This window comes from Streptomyces sp. NPDC020845, from assembly GCF_044334165.1.
Taxonomy (GTDB): Bacteria; Actinomycetota; Actinomycetes; order Streptomycetales; family Streptomycetaceae; genus Streptomyces.
In genome coordinates, this window is sequence record NZ_JBIRSJ010000010.1 from 431,482 (window position 1) to 453,975 (window position 22,494).

23 protein-coding genes and 1 pseudogene are annotated in these 22,494 nt (G+C 71.2%); 6 read left to right on the forward strand and 18 right to left on the reverse strand.

The genetic code is table 11. The annotated features are described in order from the left end of the window. Positions 1 to 4: 4 nt before the first annotated feature. Positions 5 to 544, forward strand: a complete 540-nt coding sequence (locus ACH4U7_RS28015; protein ID WP_089505063.1) for an alkyl hydroperoxide reductase — start codon at positions 5 to 7, stop codon at positions 542 to 544. A 137-nt stretch (positions 545 to 681) separates the two neighbouring features. After that, entirely contained in the window at positions 682 to 1,614 is a 933-nt protein-coding gene (locus ACH4U7_RS28020) for a hypothetical protein (RefSeq protein WP_398530570.1), read from the forward strand. A 43-nt stretch (positions 1,615 to 1,657) separates the two neighbouring features. On the opposite strand, the gene ACH4U7_RS28025 is transcribed toward ACH4U7_RS28020, so the two are convergent. The 5 genes from ACH4U7_RS28025 to ACH4U7_RS28045 form a co-directional block, all read right to left on the reverse strand. Continuing rightward, positions 1,658 to 3,202 (reverse strand): AI-2E family transporter, encoded by a 1,545-nt coding sequence (locus tag ACH4U7_RS28025; protein WP_398530571.1) that lies wholly within the window; start codon positions 3,200 to 3,202, stop codon positions 1,658 to 1,660. Positions 3,203 to 3,340: 138 nt separating this feature from the next. Continuing rightward, positions 3,341 to 4,078 (reverse strand): transglycosylase SLT domain-containing protein, encoded by a 738-nt coding sequence (locus tag ACH4U7_RS28030; protein ID WP_398530572.1) that lies wholly within the window; start codon positions 4,076 to 4,078, stop codon positions 3,341 to 3,343. Between the two features lie 411 nt (positions 4,079 to 4,489). Continuing rightward, a complete protein-coding gene (locus tag ACH4U7_RS28035; protein ID WP_398530573.1) occupies positions 4,490 to 5,827 on the reverse strand; it encodes a PhoH family protein in 1,338 nt (445 codons plus the stop codon). 400 nt (positions 5,828 to 6,227) lie between these two features. Further along, positions 6,228 to 6,989 carry an isoprenyl transferase gene (locus ACH4U7_RS28040; RefSeq protein ID WP_014176780.1) on the reverse strand — a complete coding sequence of 254 codons (762 nt, stop codon included), beginning with the start codon at positions 6,987 to 6,989 and terminating at the stop codon, positions 6,228 to 6,230. A gap of 343 nt (positions 6,990 to 7,332) precedes the next feature. After that, positions 7,333 to 8,076, reverse strand: a complete 744-nt coding sequence (locus tag ACH4U7_RS28045) for a prepilin peptidase (protein ID WP_398530574.1) — start codon at positions 8,074 to 8,076, stop codon at positions 7,333 to 7,335. An 89-nt stretch (positions 8,077 to 8,165) separates the two neighbouring features. On the opposite strand from ACH4U7_RS28045, the gene ACH4U7_RS28050 reads away from it, so the two are divergent. After that, positions 8,166 to 8,642 carry a DUF192 domain-containing protein gene (locus ACH4U7_RS28050; RefSeq protein ID WP_398530669.1) on the forward strand — a complete coding sequence of 159 codons (477 nt, stop codon included), beginning with the start codon at positions 8,166 to 8,168 and terminating at the stop codon, positions 8,640 to 8,642. 107 nt (positions 8,643 to 8,749) lie between these two features. Further along, complete coding sequence (locus ACH4U7_RS28055; RefSeq protein WP_385629066.1) at positions 8,750 to 9,163, forward strand: cold shock domain-containing protein; 414 nt, start codon at positions 8,750 to 8,752, stop codon at positions 9,161 to 9,163. Positions 9,164 to 9,274: 111 nt separating this feature from the next. On the opposite strand, the gene ACH4U7_RS28060 is transcribed toward ACH4U7_RS28055, so the two are convergent. The 13 genes from ACH4U7_RS28060 to ACH4U7_RS28120 form a co-directional block, all read right to left on the reverse strand. Further along, the gene (locus ACH4U7_RS28060; protein ID WP_398530575.1) at positions 9,275 to 10,588 is read right to left on the reverse strand and encodes an SLC13 family permease; all 1,314 of its coding nucleotides are present in this window, start codon (positions 10,586 to 10,588) and stop codon (positions 9,275 to 9,277) included. A 63-nt stretch (positions 10,589 to 10,651) separates the two neighbouring features. Further along, a complete protein-coding gene (locus ACH4U7_RS28065; RefSeq protein WP_398530576.1) occupies positions 10,652 to 11,311 on the reverse strand; it encodes an OmpA family protein in 660 nt (219 codons plus the stop codon). Positions 11,312 to 11,318: 7 nt separating this feature from the next. Next, a complete protein-coding gene (locus ACH4U7_RS28070) occupies positions 11,319 to 11,918 on the reverse strand; it encodes a hypothetical protein (RefSeq protein ID WP_398530577.1) in 600 nt (199 codons plus the stop codon). A gap of 44 nt (positions 11,919 to 11,962) precedes the next feature. Then, positions 11,963 to 12,685 carry a hypothetical protein gene (locus ACH4U7_RS28075; RefSeq protein WP_398530578.1) on the reverse strand — a complete coding sequence of 241 codons (723 nt, stop codon included), beginning with the start codon at positions 12,683 to 12,685 and terminating at the stop codon, positions 11,963 to 11,965. 8 nt (positions 12,686 to 12,693) lie between these two features. Further along, positions 12,694 to 12,858: a membrane protein gene (locus tag ACH4U7_RS28080; RefSeq protein ID WP_014176788.1), complete on the reverse strand. Its 165-nt coding sequence runs from the start codon at positions 12,856 to 12,858 to the stop codon at positions 12,694 to 12,696. Between the two features lie 298 nt (positions 12,859 to 13,156). Next, complete coding sequence (locus tag ACH4U7_RS28085) at positions 13,157 to 14,050, reverse strand: DUF5936 domain-containing protein (RefSeq protein ID WP_398530579.1); 894 nt, start codon at positions 14,048 to 14,050, stop codon at positions 13,157 to 13,159. A 34-nt stretch (positions 14,051 to 14,084) separates the two neighbouring features. Beyond that, positions 14,085 to 15,023 carry a type II secretion system F family protein gene (locus ACH4U7_RS28090; protein WP_398530580.1) on the reverse strand — a complete coding sequence of 313 codons (939 nt, stop codon included), beginning with the start codon at positions 15,021 to 15,023 and terminating at the stop codon, positions 14,085 to 14,087. A gap of 6 nt (positions 15,024 to 15,029) precedes the next feature. Beyond that, positions 15,030 to 16,388: a CpaF family protein gene (locus ACH4U7_RS28095; RefSeq protein ID WP_398530581.1), complete on the reverse strand. Its 1,359-nt coding sequence runs from the start codon at positions 16,386 to 16,388 to the stop codon at positions 15,030 to 15,032. A 94-nt stretch (positions 16,389 to 16,482) separates the two neighbouring features. Beyond that, positions 16,483 to 17,109, reverse strand: a complete 627-nt coding sequence (locus ACH4U7_RS28100) for a TadE/TadG family type IV pilus assembly protein (protein WP_398530582.1) — start codon at positions 17,107 to 17,109, stop codon at positions 16,483 to 16,485. Between the two features lie 4 nt (positions 17,110 to 17,113). Then, a complete protein-coding gene (locus ACH4U7_RS28105) occupies positions 17,114 to 18,892 on the reverse strand; it encodes a CpaE family protein (RefSeq protein WP_398530583.1) in 1,779 nt (592 codons plus the stop codon). A gap of 61 nt (positions 18,893 to 18,953) precedes the next feature. Beyond that, a complete protein-coding gene (gene cpaB / locus ACH4U7_RS28110; protein WP_398530584.1) occupies positions 18,954 to 19,667 on the reverse strand; it encodes a Flp pilus assembly protein CpaB in 714 nt (237 codons plus the stop codon). A 26-nt stretch (positions 19,668 to 19,693) separates the two neighbouring features. Then, positions 19,694 to 20,590: a hypothetical protein gene (locus ACH4U7_RS28115; protein WP_398530585.1), complete on the reverse strand. Its 897-nt coding sequence runs from the start codon at positions 20,588 to 20,590 to the stop codon at positions 19,694 to 19,696. Between the two features lie 128 nt (positions 20,591 to 20,718). Then, positions 20,719 to 21,513, reverse strand: a complete 795-nt coding sequence (locus ACH4U7_RS28120) for an RNA-guided endonuclease TnpB family protein (RefSeq protein WP_398530670.1) — start codon at positions 21,511 to 21,513, stop codon at positions 20,719 to 20,721. Here ACH4U7_RS28120 and ACH4U7_RS28125 point away from each other — a divergent pair. Together ACH4U7_RS28125 and ACH4U7_RS28130 are read left to right on the forward strand one after the other, a co-directional pair. Then, positions 21,430 to 21,699, forward strand: a pseudogene (locus tag ACH4U7_RS28125) (chitinase); the annotation flags it as partial. The gene ACH4U7_RS28120 and the pseudogene ACH4U7_RS28125 sit on opposite strands and share 84 nt — an antisense overlap. Positions 21,700 to 21,902: 203 nt before the next feature. Continuing rightward, positions 21,903 to 22,494, forward strand: a 592-nt coding sequence (locus tag ACH4U7_RS28130) for a hypothetical protein (RefSeq protein ID WP_398530586.1), incomplete at its 3' end; no start/stop codon positions are given.

Genomic DNA, 22,494 nt, shown 5'->3' on the forward strand with positions numbered 1-22,494 from the left:
CGATATGGCACTCGACGACCTCAAGTCCGCCCTGCCGGACTACGCCAAGGACCTCAAGCTCAACCTGGGCTCGGTCATCGGCAACTCCGACCTGCCGCAGCAGCAGCTGTGGGGCACCGTGCTGGCCTGCGCGATCGCCTCGCGTTCGCCGCGTGTGCTGGCGGAGCTGGAGCCGGAGGCCAAGGCCAATCTGAGCCCCGAGGCCTACACCGCCGCCAAGTCGGCCGCCGCCATCATGGCGATGAACAACGTCTTCTACCGGACCCGGCACCTGCTGTCGGACCCGGAGTACGGCACCCTGCGCGCGGGTCTGCGGATGAACGTCATCGGCAACCCGGGCGTGGAGAAGACCGACTTCGAGCTCTGGTCGCTGGCGGTGTCCGCGATCAACGGCTGCGGCCAGTGCCTGGACTCGCATGAGCAGGTGCTCCGCAAGGCGGGCGTGGACCGGGAGACGGTCCAGGAAGCCTTCAAGATCGCCGCGGTGGTGCAGGCGGTCGGCACCACGCTCGACGCCGAGGCCACCCTGGCCGCGAACGGCTGACGGCACCCGGCCCAAGGCGCATAGCGCATAGCGCATAGCCGCATACGGGGCGTTCCCACCGAACCGGTGGGGACGCCCCTCGCGCATTCCCGTATGCCTCCGCCGGATGTCCGACCCCGCCGGTAAGGTCACGGGCCATGGCTCAAGACACGGACCACACCGACCCGTTGGCCGAGGCGCGTCGGCTTCTGACCGAGGTCGCCAATGACGCGGAGTACGTCGGCGAGGAGGACGAGGAGTGGGCGGACGGCGCCCGCACCGTCCGCGAGGCGTACACCCGCGCCCTGCGGATGGACCCGGAGAGCCTGGAGGCGGCCGCGGGACTCGCCGTGCTGGCCGGTGCCGAGCTCCGCTTCCATATCGTCAACCACGTGGACGGGTCCTGGTGGGAAGAGGACTCGGGCCCTCTCACCGAGATACCGGCCGACGACGAGACCGGGCGCCGGCTCGTCGCCGAGGCGATCCGCGCGGCCCGGCACGTCCTGTCCCTGGAGCCGGACAACAACCTCGCCGTCTACCTCGAAGCGCTGGCCCATGAGTGCGGGGGCGCGCACGACGAGGCGCTGGACCGCTATCTGCGCGCCGTGCAGCTCGACCCCTGGGACCATGTGGCCAAGGACCGCGCCCAGGCGCTCGACGACGCATACGACCCGCCGCGCCACGAGGGGCCGGACCCCAATCCGCACTCCCGGCACTTCTGGCTGCTCCGCGACAGCGTATGGACCAGCAACTCCGGTGACGAGGAAGTGGCGTACTGGCGCCTCGGCGACCCGGCCGACGTGCGGGACGCGATCGAGACGGTGGTGGCGGACAAGGCGCGGTACAACCCCGATCTGCCCTCCGTACGGGACGGCGGCATCAGCCTGATTACCTACGCCCCGGGCCGGCCGCCGAGCACGGTCGACATCTACGAAGCGCTGCGCCCCACGCCCTCCGGGCCACCGACGGTGGACTGGACGGCCGTGGCCCTCGAAGAGCCGCCGCCCGGCAGGTGCCTGCCGACCGGACAGCCGGTGCGCGTCGGCGGCCGGGTGCACTTCGACGGGGAAGGCGAACGCGCCGAGGAGTGAAGGCCGGCCGGGGCGCCCCGGTCAGGGCACCACGACCGGCGGCTCACTCGCCCCCGTCGTGCCGCCTCGGCGCGATCTCCGCCACGGTGGAGCCGTGCGGCCCCTGCGTCGCGCGCAGCGCGGCCTCCTTGTTGTACGTCCGCAGATAGCCGACGACCGTGTTGGCGACCGCCACCAGCGGTACGGCCACCACCGCGCCGCCGATCCCGCCGATCAGCGAGCCGGCCGCGACCGAGAGCACCACGGCCAGCGGATGCACCCGCACCGCCCGGCCCAGGATGAAGGGCTGCAGGATGTGGCCCTCGATCTGCTGCACAGCCAGCACCACCACGAGCACCATCGCCGCCGTCCACACGCCCTGGGTGACCAGTGCGACCACGACCGCCAGCGCGCCGGAGACGACGGCGCCGACGAGCGGGATGAAGGCGAAGAGGAAGATGAAGACGGCGAGCGGGACGGCCATCGGGACGTCGAGGAAGAAGATGCCGACGCCGATGAAGATGGCGTCGATCAACGCCACGATCACCGTGCCGCGCACATAGGCGGTGAGCGTGGTCCAGGCCCGCGGGCCGGCGCCCGCCACGCCCTCGCGGGCCGGGGCCGGGACGAGCTTGAGGAACCAGGCCCAGATCTTCGGTCCGTCGTACAGCAGGAAGAGCGTGCTGAACATCGCCAGCAGGATGCCGGTCAGCACCTCCACGATGACGGTGACGCCTTCGAGCCCGGCGGAGGTGAGCTCCTCGGTGTTGGCGCCGATCGCGTCGCGCAGGTTGTTGGCGATCTGGTTGATCTGCTTCTCGGTGACGTGGAAGGGGCTGTTGAGCAGCCAGTCCCGCAGATCGTCGATGCCTGCCTGGACCTTGCTGGACAGGTCGTCGATGTTCTCCATGACCTGCCAGACCACGAACCAGATGACCAGGCCCATGATGATGAAGCCGGAGATGAAGGTGATGGCGGTGGCCAGGCCGCGGGGGACGCCCCGGTTCCGCAGGCGGGTGACGGTCGGCTCCAGCATCGCGGTGATCAGCAGCGCGACGGTGAAGGAGAGCACGACCAGTTCGACGGCGCTGATGACGGTCATCAGCACATAGACCGTCCCCGCGAGCACCAGCAGCCGCCAGCCGACCTCGGCGGCGACCCGGACGCCCCAGGGGACGGCGGCGACGGGGTCGGGTTTGGCGGAGATGGCGGGGGCGTAGGCGGGCGGGGCGGGCACGCTGGCCGGCTCCCGGCGGGCCGGAGCCGCGCCGTCGGGGCCTGCGTCCGCCGCGATCGCGGGTTCCAGGGCCGGGAGGGCCGGGCCGGAGCCATGCACGGCGGAGCCGTTGGAGTCAGAGGGGTCGGCGGAGCCCTCAGGATCGGCGAGAGCCGGATCGGCGGGATCGGTGGGGCCGTTTACGCCCTCGGCCCTGCCGTCGCCCGGGGTCTTGTCGGCGCCCTGCCCCCTGTCGGCCCGTTCGCTCCTGCTGTCGTCGGTGTGCGCGTCGTCCGGGTCGGCGGCGTCGGCCTCGGCATGGCGCTCCAGCCGCTCGGACAGCCGGGTCAGGCCGGCCCCCATTCTGCCGACCCAGTGTGGCAATGCGGACATTTCGCTTCCCCTACCCCCAGTTCCCCCCTGGTCGTGGGGAAGACGTTACAGCCTGAGGACGCGGGAAACCCCCGGCCGGTTGCGGTCGGGGGTTTCGCGAAGTGGGACGCCGGAGGCGACCGAGTGAGGCCGAAGGCATCAGTAGTAGTTGTTGGCCTGCCAGAACGACCACGCGCCGCAGGGGCTGTCGTAGCGCTCGTTCATGTAGTTCAGGCCCCACTTGATCTGGGTGGCCGGGTTGGTGCGCCAGTCGGCGCCCACGGAGGCCATCTTGGAGCCCGGCAGCGCCTGCACCAGACCGTACGCACCCGAGGAGGGGTTCTCGGCGCGGTAGTTCCAGGTGCTCTCGTGGTTCACGATGTTGCTGAAGCACTGGAACTGGTCGGCCGGGACGATCTGCCGCGCCATGGCCTGGACCTCGGCGACGGTGTACGAGGCCTGCTGCGGGAAGCTGCTCGCGTCGCGGGTGGCCGAACGGCTCGCCGCCTCCTCGAGCTTCTTCTTGGCTGCCGCGCGCTCCTTGGCGAGCTTGGCCTCGGCGGCCGCCTTCTCGGCGGCCAGCTTCTTGGCCTTGGCGTCCTTGGCGGCCTGCTTGCGAGCAGACTCCTCAGCGGACTTCTTCGCCTCCGCGTCCGCCGCGGTGGACTGCACGTCCGCCTGCTGCGTCAGGGACGCGGTCTGCGCCACGGCCTGCTGGCCGGCGGGTATGTCCGCAAGGAGCGTCGTGTCGGCGGCGGTCGCCTCGACGGGGTCGGTCGAGCTCTGCTCTCCGCCCGCGGCAACGCCAACGACAGCGCCCACAGTGGTGACCGCGGTGGCGGAGGCCACTGCGAATCCCCGGACCGAAATCCGGCTCACACGGTTTCCTTCCAGCATCGCCCGCTTAGGTGACCTCGCGGACGCAATCGTGCCCCTGGCGCTGACCTCCCCTTGTTCCGTCCCCCTGTTGCACATGGGGATGGCTGGTCACGGGAGGCACTGGCCCGGTGGACCCTCCCTCGGGAGAGCCGCAAGGTGCTCGGGCGGCATACGGCGAACGCTGTTTAGTTCTGGTACTGCTGTTGCTCCGTACCGCTGGGGGTACTGGTGTGCCGTATGCGGGGCCTGACAGGACCCACACACTGCCGGAAGCGGACGCCCGGAGGCAATTCTCCGTTGAGTGTGAAAGCTCACACCCCGTTTACACCCTGGGATTTCCGGAAATCCGAGCGCACCAAGACGCCGCACGACTAAGCTCTTTCGGCTCAGCCGCGCGGCGCCCGGGTCGCGCTTCCCCCCTCAACTACCTCAGATATGACCGTCTTCGAGCATTTCGGTCACCAGGGCGGCGATCGGCGACCGCTCGGAGCGGGTGAGGGTGACATGGGCGAACAGCGGATGCCCCTTGAGCTTCTCGACCACCGCGACGACGCCGTCATAGCGCCCGACGCGGAGATTGTCCCGCTGTGCCACGTCATGGGTGAGTACCACCCGGGAGTTGGAGCCGATACGGGACAGAACGGTCAGCAGAACGTTCCGTTCGAGGGACTGCGCCTCGTCCACGATCACAAAGGCGTCATGGAGCGAGCGGCCCCGGATGTGGGTGAGCGGCAGCACCTCCAGCATCCCGCGCCCCACCACCTCCTCGATCACATCCGAGGTGGTCACCGCCGACAGGGTGTCGAAGACGGCCTGGGCCCACGGGCTCATCTTCTCCGCCTCGGTGCCCGGCAGATAGCCCAACTCCTGCCCGCCCACCGCGTACAGCGGCCGGAAGATCATCACCTTCCGGTGCTGCTGGCGCTCCAGCACGGCCTCCAGGCCGGCGCACAGCGCCAGCGCCGACTTGCCCGTACCGGCCCGGCCGCCCATCGAGACGATCCCGATGTCCGGGTCGAGCAGCAGATCCAGCGCGATGCGCTGCTCCGCGCTCCGCCCGTGGATGCCGAACGCCTCGCGGTCGCCGCGCACCAGCCGCACCTGCCCGTCGGGCGTGACCCGGCCCAGCGCCTTGCCGCGCTCCGACTGGAGCACCAGACCGGTGTGCACCGGCAGCTCCGCCGCCTCGGGGACATACGCGGTCTCGGCCGCGAAGAGGTCGTCCACCTGCTCGGCGGTGACGGCCAGCTCGGCCATCCCGGTCCAGCCCGAGTCGGTTATCGCCAGCTCCGCGCGGTACTCCTCGGCCAGCAGCCCCACCGAGGATGCCTTGATGCGCAGCGGGAGGTCCTTCGAGACGACCGTGACGTCATACCCCTCGGCCTGGAGGTTCCTGGCGACCGCGAGGATCCGCGAGTCGTTGTCGCCCACCCGGCCGCCATGGGTCAGGAAGGCGGCCGGCAGGATGCCCGGGTCGGAGTGGTTGAGCTCGACACGCAAGGTGCCGCCCAGATCGCCGATCGGGATCGGGGCGTCCAGACGGCCGTGCCGGATCCGGTACTCGTCCAGCAGGCGCAGCGCCTGCCGGGCGAAGTAACCCAGCTCCGGATGGTGCCTCTTGGACTCCAGCTCGGTGACCACGACGACCGGCAGCACGACTTCGTGCTCGTCGAAGCGGGCCATGGCGTTCGGGTCGGCGAGCAGGACGCTGGTGTCGAGGACATAGGTGCGCCGGTCGTGCTCGCGGCGTTTCTTGCTGGTCACCACGGGTGGACGAACCCCCTCGGGAGAGGTTGGGGTGCGACGGCGTCGCGGGAACATGTCCCCCGGCCCGCAGGCGGGGGACGGACCGGGCTCAGGCCCAAGCGGAAGGGCCGAGCGCCGGCCCTCCGCGTCATACGCACGATCCGCATCGTCCGTGTGCAAAGGGCCTCCCGGGCGAACGAGCACATGCCGTCCGCTGGCAGTTCGACACCCCTAGGACAGTTGGGGCAGGGCGTCGACCTGGAAGGGATATTCCCTCGAACGTGCGCAGCCATGCAATGGCATATGACGGCGCGCACATGAACGTTGTGAAACCCGCACGTTTCGGGGCGGGATGAGGCCGTAGCCGAAACCGTACGGACGCATCAGCCGTCCGGGCCCGACTGCCGTACCGCGTACGGGACTAGTAGCCGTACCGCCGGTGACGCGCGGCGTAGTCACGCAGCGCGCGGAGGAAGTCGACCTTGCGGAAGGCCGGCCAGAAGACCTCGCAGAAGTAGTACTCCGAATGGGCGCTCTGCCAGAGCATGAAGCCCGACAGCCGCTGCTCGCCGCTGGTGCGGATGACGAGGTCCGGGTCGGGCTGGCCGCGCGTGTACAGGTGTTCGGAGATCAGGTCGATGTCGACGACCTCGGCAAGCTCCTCGAAGCTGGTGCCCTTGCTCGCGTGGTCGAGCAGCAGCGACCGCACCGCGTCGGCGATCTCCTGCCGGCCGCCGTAGCCGATGGCGACGTTGACGAGTATCCCGTCGATGTGCTCGGTGTCCCGCTCGGCCTCCTTGAGGACCGTCTGGGTCCGGGCGGGCAGCAGATCGCGGTTCCCGACGTGGTGCACCCGCCAGCGGCCGTCGGCGGCCAGGTCGCGCACCGCGCCCTCGATGATGCCCAGGAGCGGGATCAGCTCTTCCTCGGGGCGGTCGAGGTTGTCGGTGGACAGCATCCAGAGCGTGACGACCTCGACGTCCGTCTCGTTGCACCAGCCGAGCAGCTCCTGGATCTTGCTCGCGCCGGCCTTGTGACCCTGCTCGGTCGTCCCCCCGGCCGCGCGGGCCCAGCGGCGGTTGCCGTCGAGGATGACACCGATGTGCTTGGGCACCTGGGCGTGGTCGAGGCGGCCTTCCACCCGGCGTGCGTAGAGCCCGTACACCAGGTCGCGCAACTTCACGTCTTCCAGCCCCTCAGTGCCTTGCATGGCTTGCGATGGCGGTCCGCCCAAGGCCGCACCCTACTGCGGTAGGGGGGCGCTGGCGAACCGGGTGCGCCCCCTGATTGCCGCACCCATCCCGCAAAACATCACGCTCCGTAGTCGACCGGTGTGCGTTCTGTCCGGGTCGATGGCCGGTACGCCCCGGAATCGCCCGGAAAAGAAGCGGGCCGGTCCGTGGGGGGGATACGGACCGGCCCGAGGGGGGGCTTCCACCATAACGCTTTGTGAGGGATAGTCCAGGCATCGACGAGGGTGACAATGAATGTCGCCGAGAATCCCGTCGGGAATGCAGCCGGCCGCGTCAGGCCGTGAGCCCCCCGAGCACCAGCCCCGCACCGGCCCCGAGGATCATGAAGGGGCCGAACGCCATCCCGGTTCCACGGGTCGCCCGGCGTGTCGCCAGCAGCACGACGGCGTAGCACGAGCCCAGCAGCAGCCCCGCGAAGGCGCCCAGGACCAGCACCGCCCAGCCGTACCAGCCGAGTGCGATCCCAAGACCCAGGGCCAGCTTCACATCGCCGAAAGCCATCCCGCCGGGGCTGATCAGATGGAGCACGAGATACGCGCCGCCCAGCGCCGCCCCGCCCAGCAGCGCCCGCCGCCACGACCCGGCGCTGTGCGGCAGCAGCGTCGCCCCGCCGAGCAGCACCGCCGCCCCGCCCGCCAGCGGCAGCGTCAGCACGTCAGGCAGCCGGTGCACCGCCCGGTCCACGCCCGCCAGCAGCACCGCCGGCGGCGTGAGCAGCAGCCACACCGCCAGCTCGGGGCGGTCGCCGACGGCCGCCGCCAGCACCGCGCACACCAGCCCGGTGAGGGCCGCGGTCAGGGCGGCGCCCGTACCGTAGTCCCGCTCCCCCGCCCGGCAGCCCGGGCAGCGGGCGAGCCCCAGCCAGCCGCGGGCCGCCCCGGTGAGCGCGTGCCCACGCGGGCAGGCCCCGCGCCACGGCTCCTCGGGCTCCACGGCCAGCCGGTAGCGGGCGCGGGGCACGAGCATTCCGGCCGCCGCGCCGTACGCGGCGGCGAAGATGATCAGGGGCACGGACACGGGCCGAGCCTACGGAAGCGGGGCCGGGTGCGACACTCGCATCGGGCACCGGACGCAGGATGGGAGATGGACGGAAGGGCGGGGCGGGGATGGGCCGTTGGCGGGACGGCACGGGGACGCTGCGCGTGCGGGGCGGCCCGCATGACGACGTACGCGAGGACTTGTACGGCGATGTAGGCGGCGGCGTGCACGGCGATGTACGCGATGGCACGGATGGCGACGTACCTGGCGGTGTGCTCGACGCGGACGTCCCCCTGGACGTCCCCCTGGAGGTCGCCGCCTCCTACCGGGCCCGCACCCGCGGGCTGCTCGGCCGGGACGGGGTGACGGGCGCGCTGCTGCTCACCCCCGCGAGCAGCGTCCACACCTTCGGGATGCGCTTCGCCATCGACGTCGCCTACCTCGACCGCAGGCTGACCGTTCTGGCCGTGCGCACCATGCGCCCCGGCCGGCTCGGGCTGCCCCGGCCCCGCGCCCGCCATGTCCTGGAGGCCGAGGCGGGCGCCATGGAGCGCTGGGGGTTGCGGACCGGCGCCCGTGTCACGATCCGGTGCCCGGGCGCATAGCCGCGGCAAGGTCCGAGCTGTACGCTGTGGCACCGGTGTCATGGTTGGGCACCCTCGATCGCGTATCGGGGTCATTGAGGTAGAGGTACAGGGGTAGGGGTTGCACGGTGACAATCACGGGCAAAATTCTGCGGTTTGACGAGTTTCGCGGCTACGGGTTCATCGCTCCGGACGACGGCGGCGAGGACGTCTTCATGCACGCCAACGACCTGCTGGACGAGAAGCATCTGTTCCAGCCGGGCAGCAAGGTGGAGTTCGTCCCGGAGTACGGTGACAAGGGTCCCAAGGCGTCCGAAGTACGGATCGTCCAGCGGGCCGCCGTGGTCCGGACCCACACGCCGGGACCGGCCGCCGACTCGGGCGACGACACCATGTGCGATGTGCTGTCGATCTCCGAGTTCCGCCAGGAGCTGACCGAGGCGCTGGTCGAGGTGGGCGGCACGCTGACCGCCGACCAGATCAAGCAGGTGCGCAGACGCGTGCTCGAACTGGCTCAGGCGCACAACTGGATCGAGTCCTAAGGGGCTTGGAGCGCCACACCGAACCGCCGCGCGGGGCATCGCCCCTGCCGCGGCGGTTCTTTTTCGGGCCCCGGTTCGGGCACCGGTTCAGGCCCCGGTTCAGGCCCCGGTTCAGGCCCCGGTGACCGTCAGCATCGCCCAGAGCGCGACCGTCGCCGCGACGATCGTGGCCGGCCCGGTGAGCAGCCCGAGCCGGGTGAAGTCCCCCAGCCCGGAGCCGGTACGGGTGCCGGCGGAGCCGGTGTCCATGCCGTAGCCGCGGATCTCGCGCCGCCACAGCAAGGTGGCCAGCGAGCCGACATAGGTGAGGTTCGGCCCCAGGTTGACGCCGATCAGCACGGCGAGGACCGGGCCCGGCCCGCCCGCGGCGGCGATCGGCAGCAGTGCGAGCGTGGCGGGGAGGTTGTTGACGAGGTTGGCCAGGACCGCCGCGACCCCGGCGATCGCCAGCAGCGCGGGCAGCCCGGCGCCGCCGGGAAGCAGATGCGTAAGACCGGCCCCCAGCCCGCCCACCAGCACGGCCTGGACCACGACCCCCAGCGCGAGCACGAAGAGGCAGAAGAGCGGCCCCGTGGCGGCCACGGCACCCCGCACCGTCTCCCGTCCGCGCGCCACCGCGCGCACCGCGAGGACCAGGGCGCCGGCCCAGGCCGCCCAGGCCGGATCCACGCCGACGAGCGAGGTGGCGACGAATCCGCAGAGGGTCAGCACGAGCACGGCCAGGGCGAACACCGGCACCTCGGGGCGCCGGGCCGGCGGCGCCTGAGAGGTCCCGGCGGCCAGGTCGGCGGCGAAATAGCGGCGGAAGACCAGATACTCGATGCCGACGGCCAGCAGCCACGCGGGCGCCATGAGCACGGCGAACCGCGTGAACGAAAGACCGCTGGCCTCCAGAGCCAGCAGATTGGTCAGATTCGAGACGGGGAGCAGCAGGGACGCGGAGTTCGCCAGGTGGGCACAGGCGTACAGATGCGGGCGCGCCCGGGCGCCGAGCCGGGTGGCGGTGGCGAACACCACGGGTGTGAGCAGCACCACCGTGGCGTCCAGGCTGAGCACCGCGGTGACCACCGCCGCCACCGCGAAGACCCCGGCCAGCAGCCGGTCCGTACGGCCCCGGCAGGCCCGCGCCACCGCGTCTCCCGCGGCCTCGAACAGCCCCTCGTCCGCACACATCCGGGCCAGCAGCAGCACCGCGGCCAGAAAGCCGACGACCGGCAGCAGCCTGCGGGTGACCTGCCACACATCCGGAAGCGACACCGCCCCGACCGCCACCAGCAGCCCCGCGGCGGGCACCGCGGCGGCCGCCTCGGGCCACCCCCGGGGCCGTACGACGGCGAATGCGAGCACGCCCAGCAGCAGGGCGAAGGAAACTATCTCGGTGAGGGCGGTGCTCAGGGGGGCTCCCGGTCCAGATGCGACAAACACATCCATTATGGGATACGCGCCGAAGTGGACCGCCACGGCCCCCGTGCCCTACTGCCCCGGGCCCTATCCCGAGCGGGCGAAGCTGACCTCGACCCGGCGGTTCTTCTTGCGCCCCTCCTCCGTGGAGTTGTCCGCGATCGGGTACTGCTCGCCGTAGCCGCGGATCTGGTACTGGACGGAGGAGTCCAGGTTCGCGGAGAGCGCGTGCTGGACGGCGTTGGCCCGTTCCTTGGAGAGCTTGAGACCGTGCAGCGCGGAGCCGAGGTCGTCGGTGAAGCCGAAGACGCGGACGCTGGTCGCGTTCTGCTTCTCGATCTCCTGGGCGATGGCCCTGATCCGGGCGTTGGCCTCGCCGCCGAGCTTGGAGCTGTCCTTCTCGAACAGCACCTCGGCCTGGAGGGCGAACTTGACCTTGGCGTTGGTGTCCTCGCGGCGCTCGTCGCCGTCGTCGGTCTCGACGACCGACTTGATGTCCAGCACCCGGCCGGGGGCCAGCTTCGCGCTCCCGGGCAGCCGCAGATCGGGGTCCTTGGCGTCGATCTTGACGGGTGGGGTGGTGTCGGCGGGGGCGCCGGGGCCGCTGTCGGCGTGGGCCGCCGGGGCGGGGGTGACCAGGAGCGCGGTGGAGGCGAGCGCGGCGGCGATCAGCGAGCCCCGGCGGACGCGGGCGCGGCGGTCGGCGGGGCGGCGCCCGGAGGCGCGGCGGTCGTCGAGTGTGGTCATCGCCGGCTCATCCCGTGAGCTCGATGCTGACCGACGGCATGGTCGGAATCTGGAAGTCGACCTTGGTGACGTTCGACGGCGGGGCCGGGAACTGGGCGAACAGCGGGCGGCTCTCGTTCGGCTTGATCCCCGAGAGCCCCGTCGTACACAGACACTCCCCGTCGGTGTCCCGCAGCACCAGATAGCGCTTCTTGCCGGCCGAGTCGACGAGCGAGGCGCCCGACACGGACGACCGGGACTTCATCTCGGTCTCCTTGGAGCGCCAGTCCACCGCGTTGAAGAGCTGATCGCCGCGGTTGGTCACCGTCCCGTTCACGGTGACGAACCCGCCGCTGTCACGGACCGCGGAGTGCACGGTGACCACGATCCCGTTCGGGCCCTTGATCTCGCCGATGGTCTTGTCGGAGTCGGCCGCGGGCTCGCTGTCCTCGCCGTCGCCGTCGTCCCCGGCCCGGCTGTCCTTGGCAGCCGTGGACTTCTGGCCCGCGCCGTCGTCCGGCTTCTTGCCGTCGTCGCTGCCGCACCCGGCCACGGCGAGGGCCAGGGCCGCCGCGAGCGCCCCCACGGCGGCCCCCCTCCGGGCCTTCGTCGTGTGCCGAATGCTCATCGCTCGGTGTCCCTCACTCTTCGTTGATGCTTCGTTCGCAGTCGTCAGTCGGCGAGATGGACGGAGAACAGGTCCTTGGCGTCGGGGAAGAGATCGAGGTGCTCGGGGTCGATGGTGATGTCCTTGCCCTCGCAGACCAGATCGATGACGGGCTTCTCGTCCTTGCCGCCCTCGCCCTTGCCGCCGTTGTCCTTGTCGTCGTCGCCCTTACCGTTGTCGCCCTTGCCGCCGTCGCCCTTGCCGTCGTCGGTCGGGTCGGGCAGCGGAGCCGGCGCCTCGTACGTACAGCGCGGCTCGACGACCGCCTTGGCGCGCGCGGTCGCGTGCTTGGTCTCCGTACCGGGGATGACGGACTTGCCGACCGCCTTGCGGGTCTCGACCGTGACGGTGAACGAGACGGGCAGATAGCCCGGGACGCACCCTCCGTCGGTGACGTCCGCGCCGTTCTTGCCGGCGAACCACTGGGCCTGGTCGCACGGGTCGCGCAGTGGATGGAAACCCCGGCCGTTCAGCAGGTCTTCCCAGGTCTGCTCGTCGGTGATCGCGTCCAGCAGGCCCTTGCGCAACTGGGCGCGGAAGTCCTCGGCCGCGCCGAGCGCCGCCGCGTCGGCCGCGGTCTGGCCGCCGTTGCGGGTGGCGCCCGCCTGGCCGACCGCGAAGAGGGCGAGCGCCAGGAAGAGCAGGCCCGCCACTGCGGTGATGTAAATCGGGAACGCCTGCCCCGCGTCACCGGCCAAGCGGGGGCAACGAAAGCGGCGAGGGGTCACGAGGCCGGTCAGATGCCGACGACCTCGGAGATCTTGTCGGAGATGGCGTTTGCGATCATGCTGCCGAAGTCCGTCGTCGACAGGACGAGGACGATGGCGACCACCACGGCGATGATGCCCAGGTACTCGATCGAGGTCTGCCCCCGGTCGTTCCGCATGACGCGCTTCCCCATTGTGTTCCCCTCCATGGGTGGCCGTACCGCTCCGGTCCGGCGACTCAACCCCCGTGGTGCCGCTCGCGACACGAGCAAAGTACGCCGAAACACCTGCCCGGGAACAGTGCCTACGGCACCATTGCATGCCCATTTCGAGGCGTTCGAACCGCGTCGTCATCTTCCGGCCGACCTTCAGATCGGTATTCCGGCTAGCGCGGCCCATACGATTCACCCCCTCCCGGCCCCGAGGAGTCTCCGTGTCCAACTGTCCCATATTCGATTGCAATCGCGAAGACACTTCGCCGAATCCAGCCGGTCAATCCCCGGTGATGGAGCCGAAATCCGTGCCCGAGCCGATGAAGAAGCCCGCGATGAGCAGGATCATCGTGCCCGGCACCATAAAGGTCGTGACCACCATGGTCGCCTTGGGCACCGCACGGGCCGCGCGCCGCCGGGCGTTCTGCGCATCGGTGCGCCGCATATCGTTCGCAATGGCGATCAACGTCTCGACGATCGGCGCGCCGAGCTCCTCGCCCTGCTGCAGCGCGGTGACGAACTGAGCGACCTGCTCGGAGTCGTTCCGCTTCCGCAATTCCTCGAACGCCTGTCTGCGGCTCACCCCCATGTCCATTTGCCGAAGCGTGATGCGAAGTTCATCCGCCCAGGGGCCCTCGTACTTCTCCGCCACCCGGTCCAGCGCCTGACGGAAGCTCAACCCGGCGCTCACCACCACCGCCAGCACATCCAGAAAGTCCGGCAGCGTCCGCTCGATGGCGTGCCGGCGCTCCCGTACGGCCGCCCAGATGCCGACCTCGATCCAGAACAGCCCGAAGGCGACCAGCACCAGGGCGAGCAGCAGCTGCCCCTTCATCAGCATCACCAGCGCGCCGCCGAAGCCGAGGATGCCGTACACCGCGCGCCGCGCCGCATAGCGGTCGACCGTCAGCCCGCCCGGGTTGCCCGCCAGATCGATCCGCCGCCGGACCCTGGCGACCCGCTTCTCGCCCATCATCCGCAGCACGAACGGGGCGTAGCGCATACCGAGCCGGTCGACGGCCGAGCCGACCACCGTCGTACGCGTCGCCCCGACCTCCAGCGCCACCGCCAGGTCGCTGGGCAGCTTGGCCTCGCTGCGGTAGAGCGCTATGCCGTACGCGACGCCCGCCACCGACACCCCCGCCACCAGCGCCAGCAGCACACCGATCGCCATGTCCGCCGCCCCTCTCTCAGACTCGAACTCGAACTCAGACGTCGATCTTCGACATACGGCGGATCAGGAAGAAGCCGACCCCGTACAGCGCGAAGGCCACCACCACCGCGGCCTGGCCCCAGAAGTTGGAGGTCATCCGGTCCAGGGAGCCGGACGCGATCCGGTTCATCAGCAGCAGCGTGCCGATGCCCATCAGCGGCACCACATACGCGGTGACGGTGACCTGGGACAGCTGGGTGCGGACCTCGCGCCTCGTCTCCTTGCGCTCCTCCAGCGTCTGGGTGAGATTGCGCAGCGAGCTGACGACGGTTCCGCCCGCCCGGTTGGACAGTACGAGCGTGGTGACCAGCACGACCAGCTCCCGGGACGGCAGGCGCTCGGCGAGCTCGCCCAGCGCGTCGTCGATCGAGTGGCCGACGGCCAGCTTGTCGGCGACCTTCCCCAACTCCTCCCCCGCCGGGGCCTCCATCTCGTCGGCCGCCATGCCCAGCGCGGTACGCAGCGCCAGCCCCGCCTGCGTGGCGTTGGCCAGGATCCGCGACAGTTCGGGCAGTTGGTTGATGAACTTCTCGATCCGCTTCTGCCGCTGCCAGTTGAGGAACGCGAACGCCGACCAGACGGCGACCACGGCCGCGATCGGCCCGAAGAACGCCGCGAGCAGCGACGCCGCCACCGCCCACAGGCCGATCGCCGCGCCCGCCGTGTAGACGAAGAACTCACCGGGGGTGATGTCAAGACCCGTCGAGGCCAGCCGCAGCTCCAGCTTCCGCCCGAGCCGGGTGGAGCGCAGCCGCCGGTCCACCCGCGCGAAGCGGCGCGGCCGGCCGGACAGCGGCAGCGACCCCGTATCGGAGAGCCGGTCGAACAGCGCCTGCTGGGCGGCCTTGCCCCGGGCGTACGTATGCACGCCCGCGACGCCCAGCGCGCCGCACACCAGCGTCGCCCCGACCGTCACCACCGCCAGTTGGTCCATGCCCGGCTACCTCCGCTCACTCGGGCTGTACACGGCCCCGCGCACGCTCAGCTGCGCCGGGAACGCGGCCACACCGAACGCGGGCGGCACCGACTCGCTCGCCAGCCGCAGCCGGTCCGCGACCCGCTCCGGCAGCGGGAAGTACGAGAACCGCCCGTGCACGATACGGTCCGCGCCCATCGGCTCGGCGTCGAACCGGCAGACGGTCGCGATGCGGTACTCCTCGTGGCCATGGCTGTCGAGCAGCGCGACCTCGCTGATCCGCCGCGAGCCGTCGGCGTGCCGGACGAGCTGCACGATGCAGTCGACCGCGCTGTTGATCTGGTCGCGCAGCGCCTCGTACGGAATCGCCACATCCGACATCGAGGCGAGCGTCTGCAGCCGCATCAGCGCGTCCTCCGCGCTGTTGGCGTGCACGGTCGCCAGCGAACCGTCATGACCGGTCGACATGGCCTGCAGCATGTCCAGGGTCTCCCCGCCGCGCACCTCGCCGACGATGATGCGGTCGGGGCGCATACGGAGTGAGTTGCGCACCAGGTCGCGGATGGTGATCCGGCCCTTGCCCTCGACGTTGGGCGGGCGGGACTCCAGGCGGATGACGTGCGTCTGCTGCAGCTGCAGCTCCGCCGCGTCCTCCACGGTGATGATCCGCTCGCCCTCCGGGATCAGCCCGGACAGGGAGTTGAGCAGCGTCGTCTTCCCGGAGCCGGTGGGCCCCGACACCACCACGTTGAACTTCGCCCGCACCAGCGCGGCGAGCAGCAGCAGCGTCTGCTCGTCCAGCGTGCCCATACCGATCAGCTCATGGAGGGTGTACGCGCGCGGGAAACGGCGGATGGTGAGCGTGGCGCCGGTGAGCGCGAGCGGCGGGATGATCACGTTGACCCGCTCGCCGGACGGCAGCCGCGCGTCCACCATCGGATTCGACTCGTCCACGCGGCGGTTGACCGTCGAGACGATGCGCTCGATGGTCTGCATCAGCTGCTCCTCGGACGCGAAGCGCACGGGGACGAGCTCGACCCGGCCCGCACGCTCCACGAAGATCTGGTCCGGGCCGTTGACCATGATCTCGGTGATGGAGGCGTCCTCCAGGAGCGGTTCGAGTACGCCGAGGCCCAATGCCTCGTCCACGACCCGGCGAATCAGCTGCGACCGCTCGGCGGTGGACAGCACCGGGCCCTCGCGGCTGATGATGTGCCCGAGGACGCGCTCAAGACGCGAACGCCGCTCGCCGGCGGCGAGCGAGGACATCTCCGCGAGGTCGATCTCCTCGAGCAGCTTGGCGCGGTAGACGGAGACGAGATGCCCGTCCTCCCGCCCCTCACCGGGCCCCTCGGGCGCGGTGATGCGTGCCCGCAGGCTCATCGGTGTCCTCCTTGTGCTGGTATGCGGCTCCGCCGCGTGATGGGCTCCGACCGCCGGTCCCCTGACGGGGGCCGGTCCCCTGACGGGCCGCCGGTCAGCCGTCGTCGCACGGCATCGTCGCGCTCCTCTTCGCGCTCCCGAAGTCCACGCCGGGAATCACCGACGGGATGTCCACCGTGGCGGTCGCCCGCGTCTGCCCGTCCCCGCACGGGGTGACGCCGACGTCCGTCCCGTCCGCCAGCCATCCGCTCATCGCCGCCAGCCCCGCGGCCGCCGGGCTGGTCCTCACCTCGTCGAGCGAGGCCGTACGCGCCGCCGCGCGGGCCGCTGTGCCCGCCTGCTGCACGGCGTACGCGGCAAGCCCCAGCTGAACGGCAGCCAGCGCGACCAGGATCAGAACCGGCAGAAAGCCGAGGAACTCGATCGAGGCCGACCCCCGATCGCGACGCTGGGCGCGACGTCGGTCGCGCGCGGCACCCGCCGCGCGAGCCGCCGCCCCGCGCCGTACCGCCGCCACCCCGCGCCCGGCACGCCCCGCGCGCCCGGTCGCCGTCTCACGCCCCCGCGCCTCGGGTGCCACCGCCACGCCTCCGGCGCGCGCCTCACCCCCGACGGCCGCAGGAGGCCCGGCCACTACCACGCGCCCGGCCCCCGCACCAGAGGCCACCGCCGCGCGCCCGCTCACCACCTCGCGCCCGCTCACCGCCCCGCGCCCGGCCATCGCCTCACACCCCCTCCGCCTGCTCATCCACCGCGCCCGCGGTCCCCGTCACCGGCCACGGGAAGTCCGCGGCCCCGGGGAAGAGCACCGGGACGTGGACCTTCACCGTGGCCTTCCAGACCCCGTCCGCGCCCTGGCCGCAGGTGATCTCCGCGCTTTCCTGCCACGCGCTCGGGAGGTCCTTCAGCGCCGCCTCCTGGCAGGCTCCCGCGTCGCCGCCCACCGCGGCGCCCGCTCGGGCGGCCTTGTCGGCGGAGTTGCCCGCCAGGGAGTACGTATAGCCGAGCAGCACGAACTGCCAGATGACGGCCAGCACCACCAGCACCAGCGGCAGCACGCCGAGGAATTCGACCGCGACCTGGCCGCGGTCGCCGCCCCGCTTGCGCTGAAAGCGCCTGGAGGGTGTGGAGGGGACCTCCCGCAGCGACTCCGGACCGGTGCCCGTACCGCCGTCGGCCGCGCCCGCGCCGCCCCCGGCGGCCGGGGCGTCGCCGCCCGCTCCTATGGCACGGCGCCGCCGCATGCCCGAGAGCGTGCGGTGGTCCGCCGGGCCGGGGTGTCCACCGTGGGGAACCCGGCCGCCCCCGACGGGGCCCGCGCCGCCGCCGGGCGGCTCCACCAGGGCCAGCTCCCCGGCCAGGCCCCACAGGGCCTGTTTGACGGCCGACTTGGCGTCCAGGTCCTGCATCCGGCCCGAGTCGACGGCCGGCTGGAGCTCCTTGAAGCCGGCCGGGACGACCGTACGGGCCATCCGGGTGCCCGTCGCGCGCTCGATCAGCTGCGGCTGGATCTCCGCGCTGCGGGTGTGGCGGTTGACGATGGTGACCGTGTCCTCGGCCTTGCGGATCTGGAGCCGGTCCCAGAGCCGGACCATGCGCTTGGCAGCGCGCACCGCGACCACGTCCGGGGTGGTCACCAGCAGCGCGAGGTCGGCGATCTCGACGACGGCCGCGCCCGCCGAGGTCATCTGCGTACCGCAGTCGACGATCACCACCTCGAAGCGCGAGCGCAGCGCGCTGACGACCTGGCGCGCCGCGCGGTCGGAGACCTCCTCGCCGCGCTCGCCCTCGCCCGGGGCGAGCAGCAGCCCGAGGCCGGTCTGGTGGGTGAACACCGCTTCTTGCAGCACGCGCGGCGTGATGTCGTTGATCTGCGCCAGGTCGGCGATCGACCGCCGGAACTGCACATCGAGGTAGGAGGCGATATCGCCGGACTGAAGGTCCATGTCGACGAGCGCGACCCGACGCCCCGCCGCCTGCGCGGCCAGCGCGAGCTGTACGGCGGTGACCGTCGTGCCGACCCCGCCCTTGGCGCCCGCGACGGCGACCAGCTTCCCGCCGGGCCCGGCGGCCAGCGCCTCGCCGCCGCCCCCGAGGTGGCGCCGTACGCCGGTGGACCACTGGGCGGCGGCCTGGACGCGGGCGGCCAGCTCGTCGTACGACAGCGGCAGCCCGGCGATGCCGCGGGCGCCGGAGTCCATGGCGGCGGAGTAGAGCGCGGGCCCGGCGTCCGCGGTCACCAGCACCACGCCCACGGCCGGGAAGCGCAGCGCTATCTCGCGGATGAGTTCGAGCGCGGGGGCCGGGCCGATGCGCTCATGGACCAGGACGACCTCGGGCAGGTCCTCCAGGGAGGCGGCGGCCAGCGCGGCGAGGGTGTCGAGCAGCCGGGTCGAGTCACCGACCGGCGGGGACGGTTCGGCGCCCGGCAGCTGGCCGAGCAGCCCGCTGAGCGCGCGGGCGGCGTCGGGGTCGCCGACGCCCGGAAGGATTCTGATCGTCACCGGGGCACCGCCTCACTCATGTTCCTGCGGCACACCGCTGGTCGGGTCGTCGTGCCGCTTGTCATCTGTCGCCGTCGTCGCTGTCAAGGGAATAGGTGCGGTCACTGGGGGCGATCCGGTCGTCGCCGCCGGGGGCGACGAGGGCGAGCCGTACGTGTGTGGCGAAGGACTCCGCGTACGCCACACGCTGGGCGTCCCCGGTGTCCAGCGCGAAGGTGATGGGCACCGCCTTGTTGAGGCGCCGGGTGTCGTCCTGGTCCGGTTCGAGCGCGGTGAGCTTGCCTACATCGATGACCTCCGCGCCCGCGACGATGATCTTGGAGACCGGATCGTCGCGCTGGCTCCGGCCCTCGAAGGTCGCGTAGATGTTGACCTTCGAGCCGGGGTTGATCTTGCCGGCGACGCCGGTGGCCGCGTCGATCATGATCGCGATCTCCTGCTGCCCCGGCTTGAGCGCCGGGCGTTCCACGATCATGTCGTCCTGGAGCAGCGAACCCTTGCGCAGCGGGGTGACGGCGATCTTGCCGCGTACGTCGGCGAGATCGGTGACGGCCGTGGACGGCAGCCAGCGCTTGGGCATCGATATCTTCTCGAACTGGCCCGCGTCCAGCGCCTGGTAGGCCGGAACGTTCGACTTGAGCTTGTACGCGGTGGTCTCGGGACCGACCTTCGACTCCACGTCGCGGATGACGGACAGCACTCCGGCGAACGCGCCGCCGGCGCACAGGACCGACAGGAGCAGCAGAATGACTCCGCGGCGCTGGCGTGAATTCATGGACGCGTGAACCTCGTTCGGGGACGTTACCGGCTCATCAGAGCGGGTCGCTCGGTCTGGGTCAGGGCAAGGATGTCATCGCCGCGCGGCACCGGGGCGGAACAGAACGCACAGCGATCCCCGATGAGTTCGAAGCCGCACCAGTGGCACTCCTCTCTCCGTACGGACGACACCAGCTGGTAGAGGACGGAGAGATCGGGGATGGCGGCGGCGAACTCGATCAGCTTGGGGGTGCCCCACCACTGGGCCGACTCATGCGGCAGCGGCACCTCCTGGACGCCCTGCGCCCCCCATCCGGGGGCGAGTTTGACGTTGACCCAGTCGCCGCCCGCGTGGCCGTGACCGTGGCTGTTGAGGTTGCCGCGGGCGACGGTGAGGTGGGTGGCGTACCCGGGTCCGGGCAGCGCGGCCTCGTTGCCGACCTTGACCAGCTGCGGGGTGGGGTGGGCGAGCACGGCGAACTGGGCGCCGGGCACCCAGGACTTGACGTGCGAGGTGAGGCTGACGGGCACCCGGTCCAGCTTGGCGACGGAGCCCAGCAGCGCGCCCGCGTGGACGTAGTGCGTCAGCAGGCGCGCGGCACAGGCGAGGACGCCGGGGCTGAAGTCGCACACCGACAGCTGGCGCAGCTGACGGGCGACCACGGCGACGGCCAGCGGCGGCAGTTCCAGGGGCAGCAGCGCGATCCGGTCGCTCTCCAGGACCGACCGTACGGTGTGCAGCCGGCGGACGAAGGGCGCGGGGGTGGCCGCGGGGTAGAGCACGATGAGATAGCCCTGCTGGTCGAGCAGGGCGGCGGTCTCGGCCAGCGCGTCGTCCAGCGGCTCGGCGTCGGGCGGCATCAGCACGACGGCCGACGGGGTCTGGCCGTCGGGCGGCGGAAGCACCAGCTCACGGCTGGTGACTGCTATCGCGGTGGGCACGTCGGCTACCCCGTCTCACGTCGGCGCCGGGGAGAGCGGCGGCCGCAGGTCGTTGCTGCTGTCCTGGTGCATCAGCACTTTATCCACGAAAGCCGCGCGAGAGAACAGTTCCGAAGTCCGTGACGGTGTCACCGATGCGCGAGTTGCGCTTCGGCGTCCTGACGACGGTCTCCCGTTTCCTTCCGCCGCGGATGCGGCAGGCTTGCGCCACCTGCCCGCCCGCCTCGGCCGGTGTTCCGGCCGGGGCGTTGGCGGCGGGTCTTGCGGTCGGCTCCACGGGGCTTCGACACGCGTGGCGTGTCCTGGTCTCCGGCCACTCCGGTACCAGTGGTACAGGCCGCCACGAGAGCGACCAGGTTGCGGGCTGAGTTCTCGTCCCGGTCGAGGACCAGGCCGCAGACGTCGCAGGTGAAAACTCGGACGTACAGCGGCAGCTTGGCTTTCACCACGCCGCAGTTCGAGCAGGTCTTGGAGCTGGGGTACCAGCGGTCCGCCACGATGGTGGGGCAAGCGTTCCGTTGGCCCTTGTAGGTGAGCTGGCGCCGGATCTCCCCGAACCCGGCATCGGCCACACGGCGGGCGAGCCGTTTGTTGCGGAGCATTCCGGCGACGTTGAGGTCCTCGACCACCACCGTGCCGTACTCGGCACGCACACGGGTGGTGAACTTGTGCAGCGCATCAGCGCGCAGGTTTGCCACCCGGTGGTGTAATCTGCTGCGCTCGCGGTTGGCCTTCTCCCACCGCCTGGACGGCCTCCGGCCGGTCCTGCGGTCAGGCCCCTGCCGTCGGCAGACGCGGCGGGAGTAGACGAAGCAGACCCGTCCGCCCCGGGCGCCGGCTGCATCCAGCTGGAAGGCGGCCTGTCCCCCTCCCAGGTCGGCCTCGGCCTGCCCGCCTCGACGCGCGGCGCGGGCAGCGGCTATGTCTCCCCGACGGTCGTGAACAACGCCCTGGACTGCCTGGCCGGGGGCACGGGCTGCGGCTCGTTCAAGCCCGCGAAGACCTACCCGGGTCTGCGCGGCGCGATGACCTGGTCGACCAACTGGGACGCGCTGGCGGGCAACGCCTGGTCCAACGCGGTCGGGCCGAAGGTCCACGGTCTGCCGTAGGCCATCGCGTTCGGCCCCTTCGGGGGAGGCCGAGCGCCCTCCCCCGAAGGGCCGGGCGGCGCGCTCCCGGGGCAACAGCGGTTCGTTAGCGGCACGTTAATGGCACGGCAGCGGTGGCCCGCAGGATGAGAAGCACACCGGGAGAGACACCTCCCCGGGTCTCTTCCCTCGACTCACTCGACTGACGAAGAAGGTCTCTCATCATGCGTGCCCACCGCTCCCGCGTCCGTACCTTCGCCGCCATGAGCCTGCTGGTGACCGGGGCCCTGTTCGCCACCGCCTGCCAGCCGTCCGACGCCGACGCTTCGAAGCCCGGCAGCTCGTCCTCCACCCCGTCCGCCCCGGGCGGCGGCTCGTCGGACGGTGGCGACGCCCCTGCCGGGAAGCCCGTCAACGGCACCTTCTCCGGTGAGCTCCGCTACCTCGCCCCCGGCAAGCACACCGTCGGGAACCAGGGCTTCTTCGTCGCCGACGACACCAAGATCACCGGCGCCGGCCGCATCTGCGACGCCAACACAGCCTGCACCCCCGACCAGCTCGACACCGTACTGAAGAACGACAACGGCATCATGGCCACCGTCGTCATCAAGAGCGGCATGGCCACCAGCATCACCGAGTACACCGCGGACGGTGGCACCGGCGGCGACGAGGGCCCCGAGGAGAGCAGGTCCGCCAACGGCACCTTCTCCGGTGAGCTCGCCTACCTCGCCCCCGGCAAGCACACCGTCGGGAACCAGGGCTTCTTCGTCGCCGACGACACCAAGATCACCGGCGCCGGCCGCATCTGCGACGCCA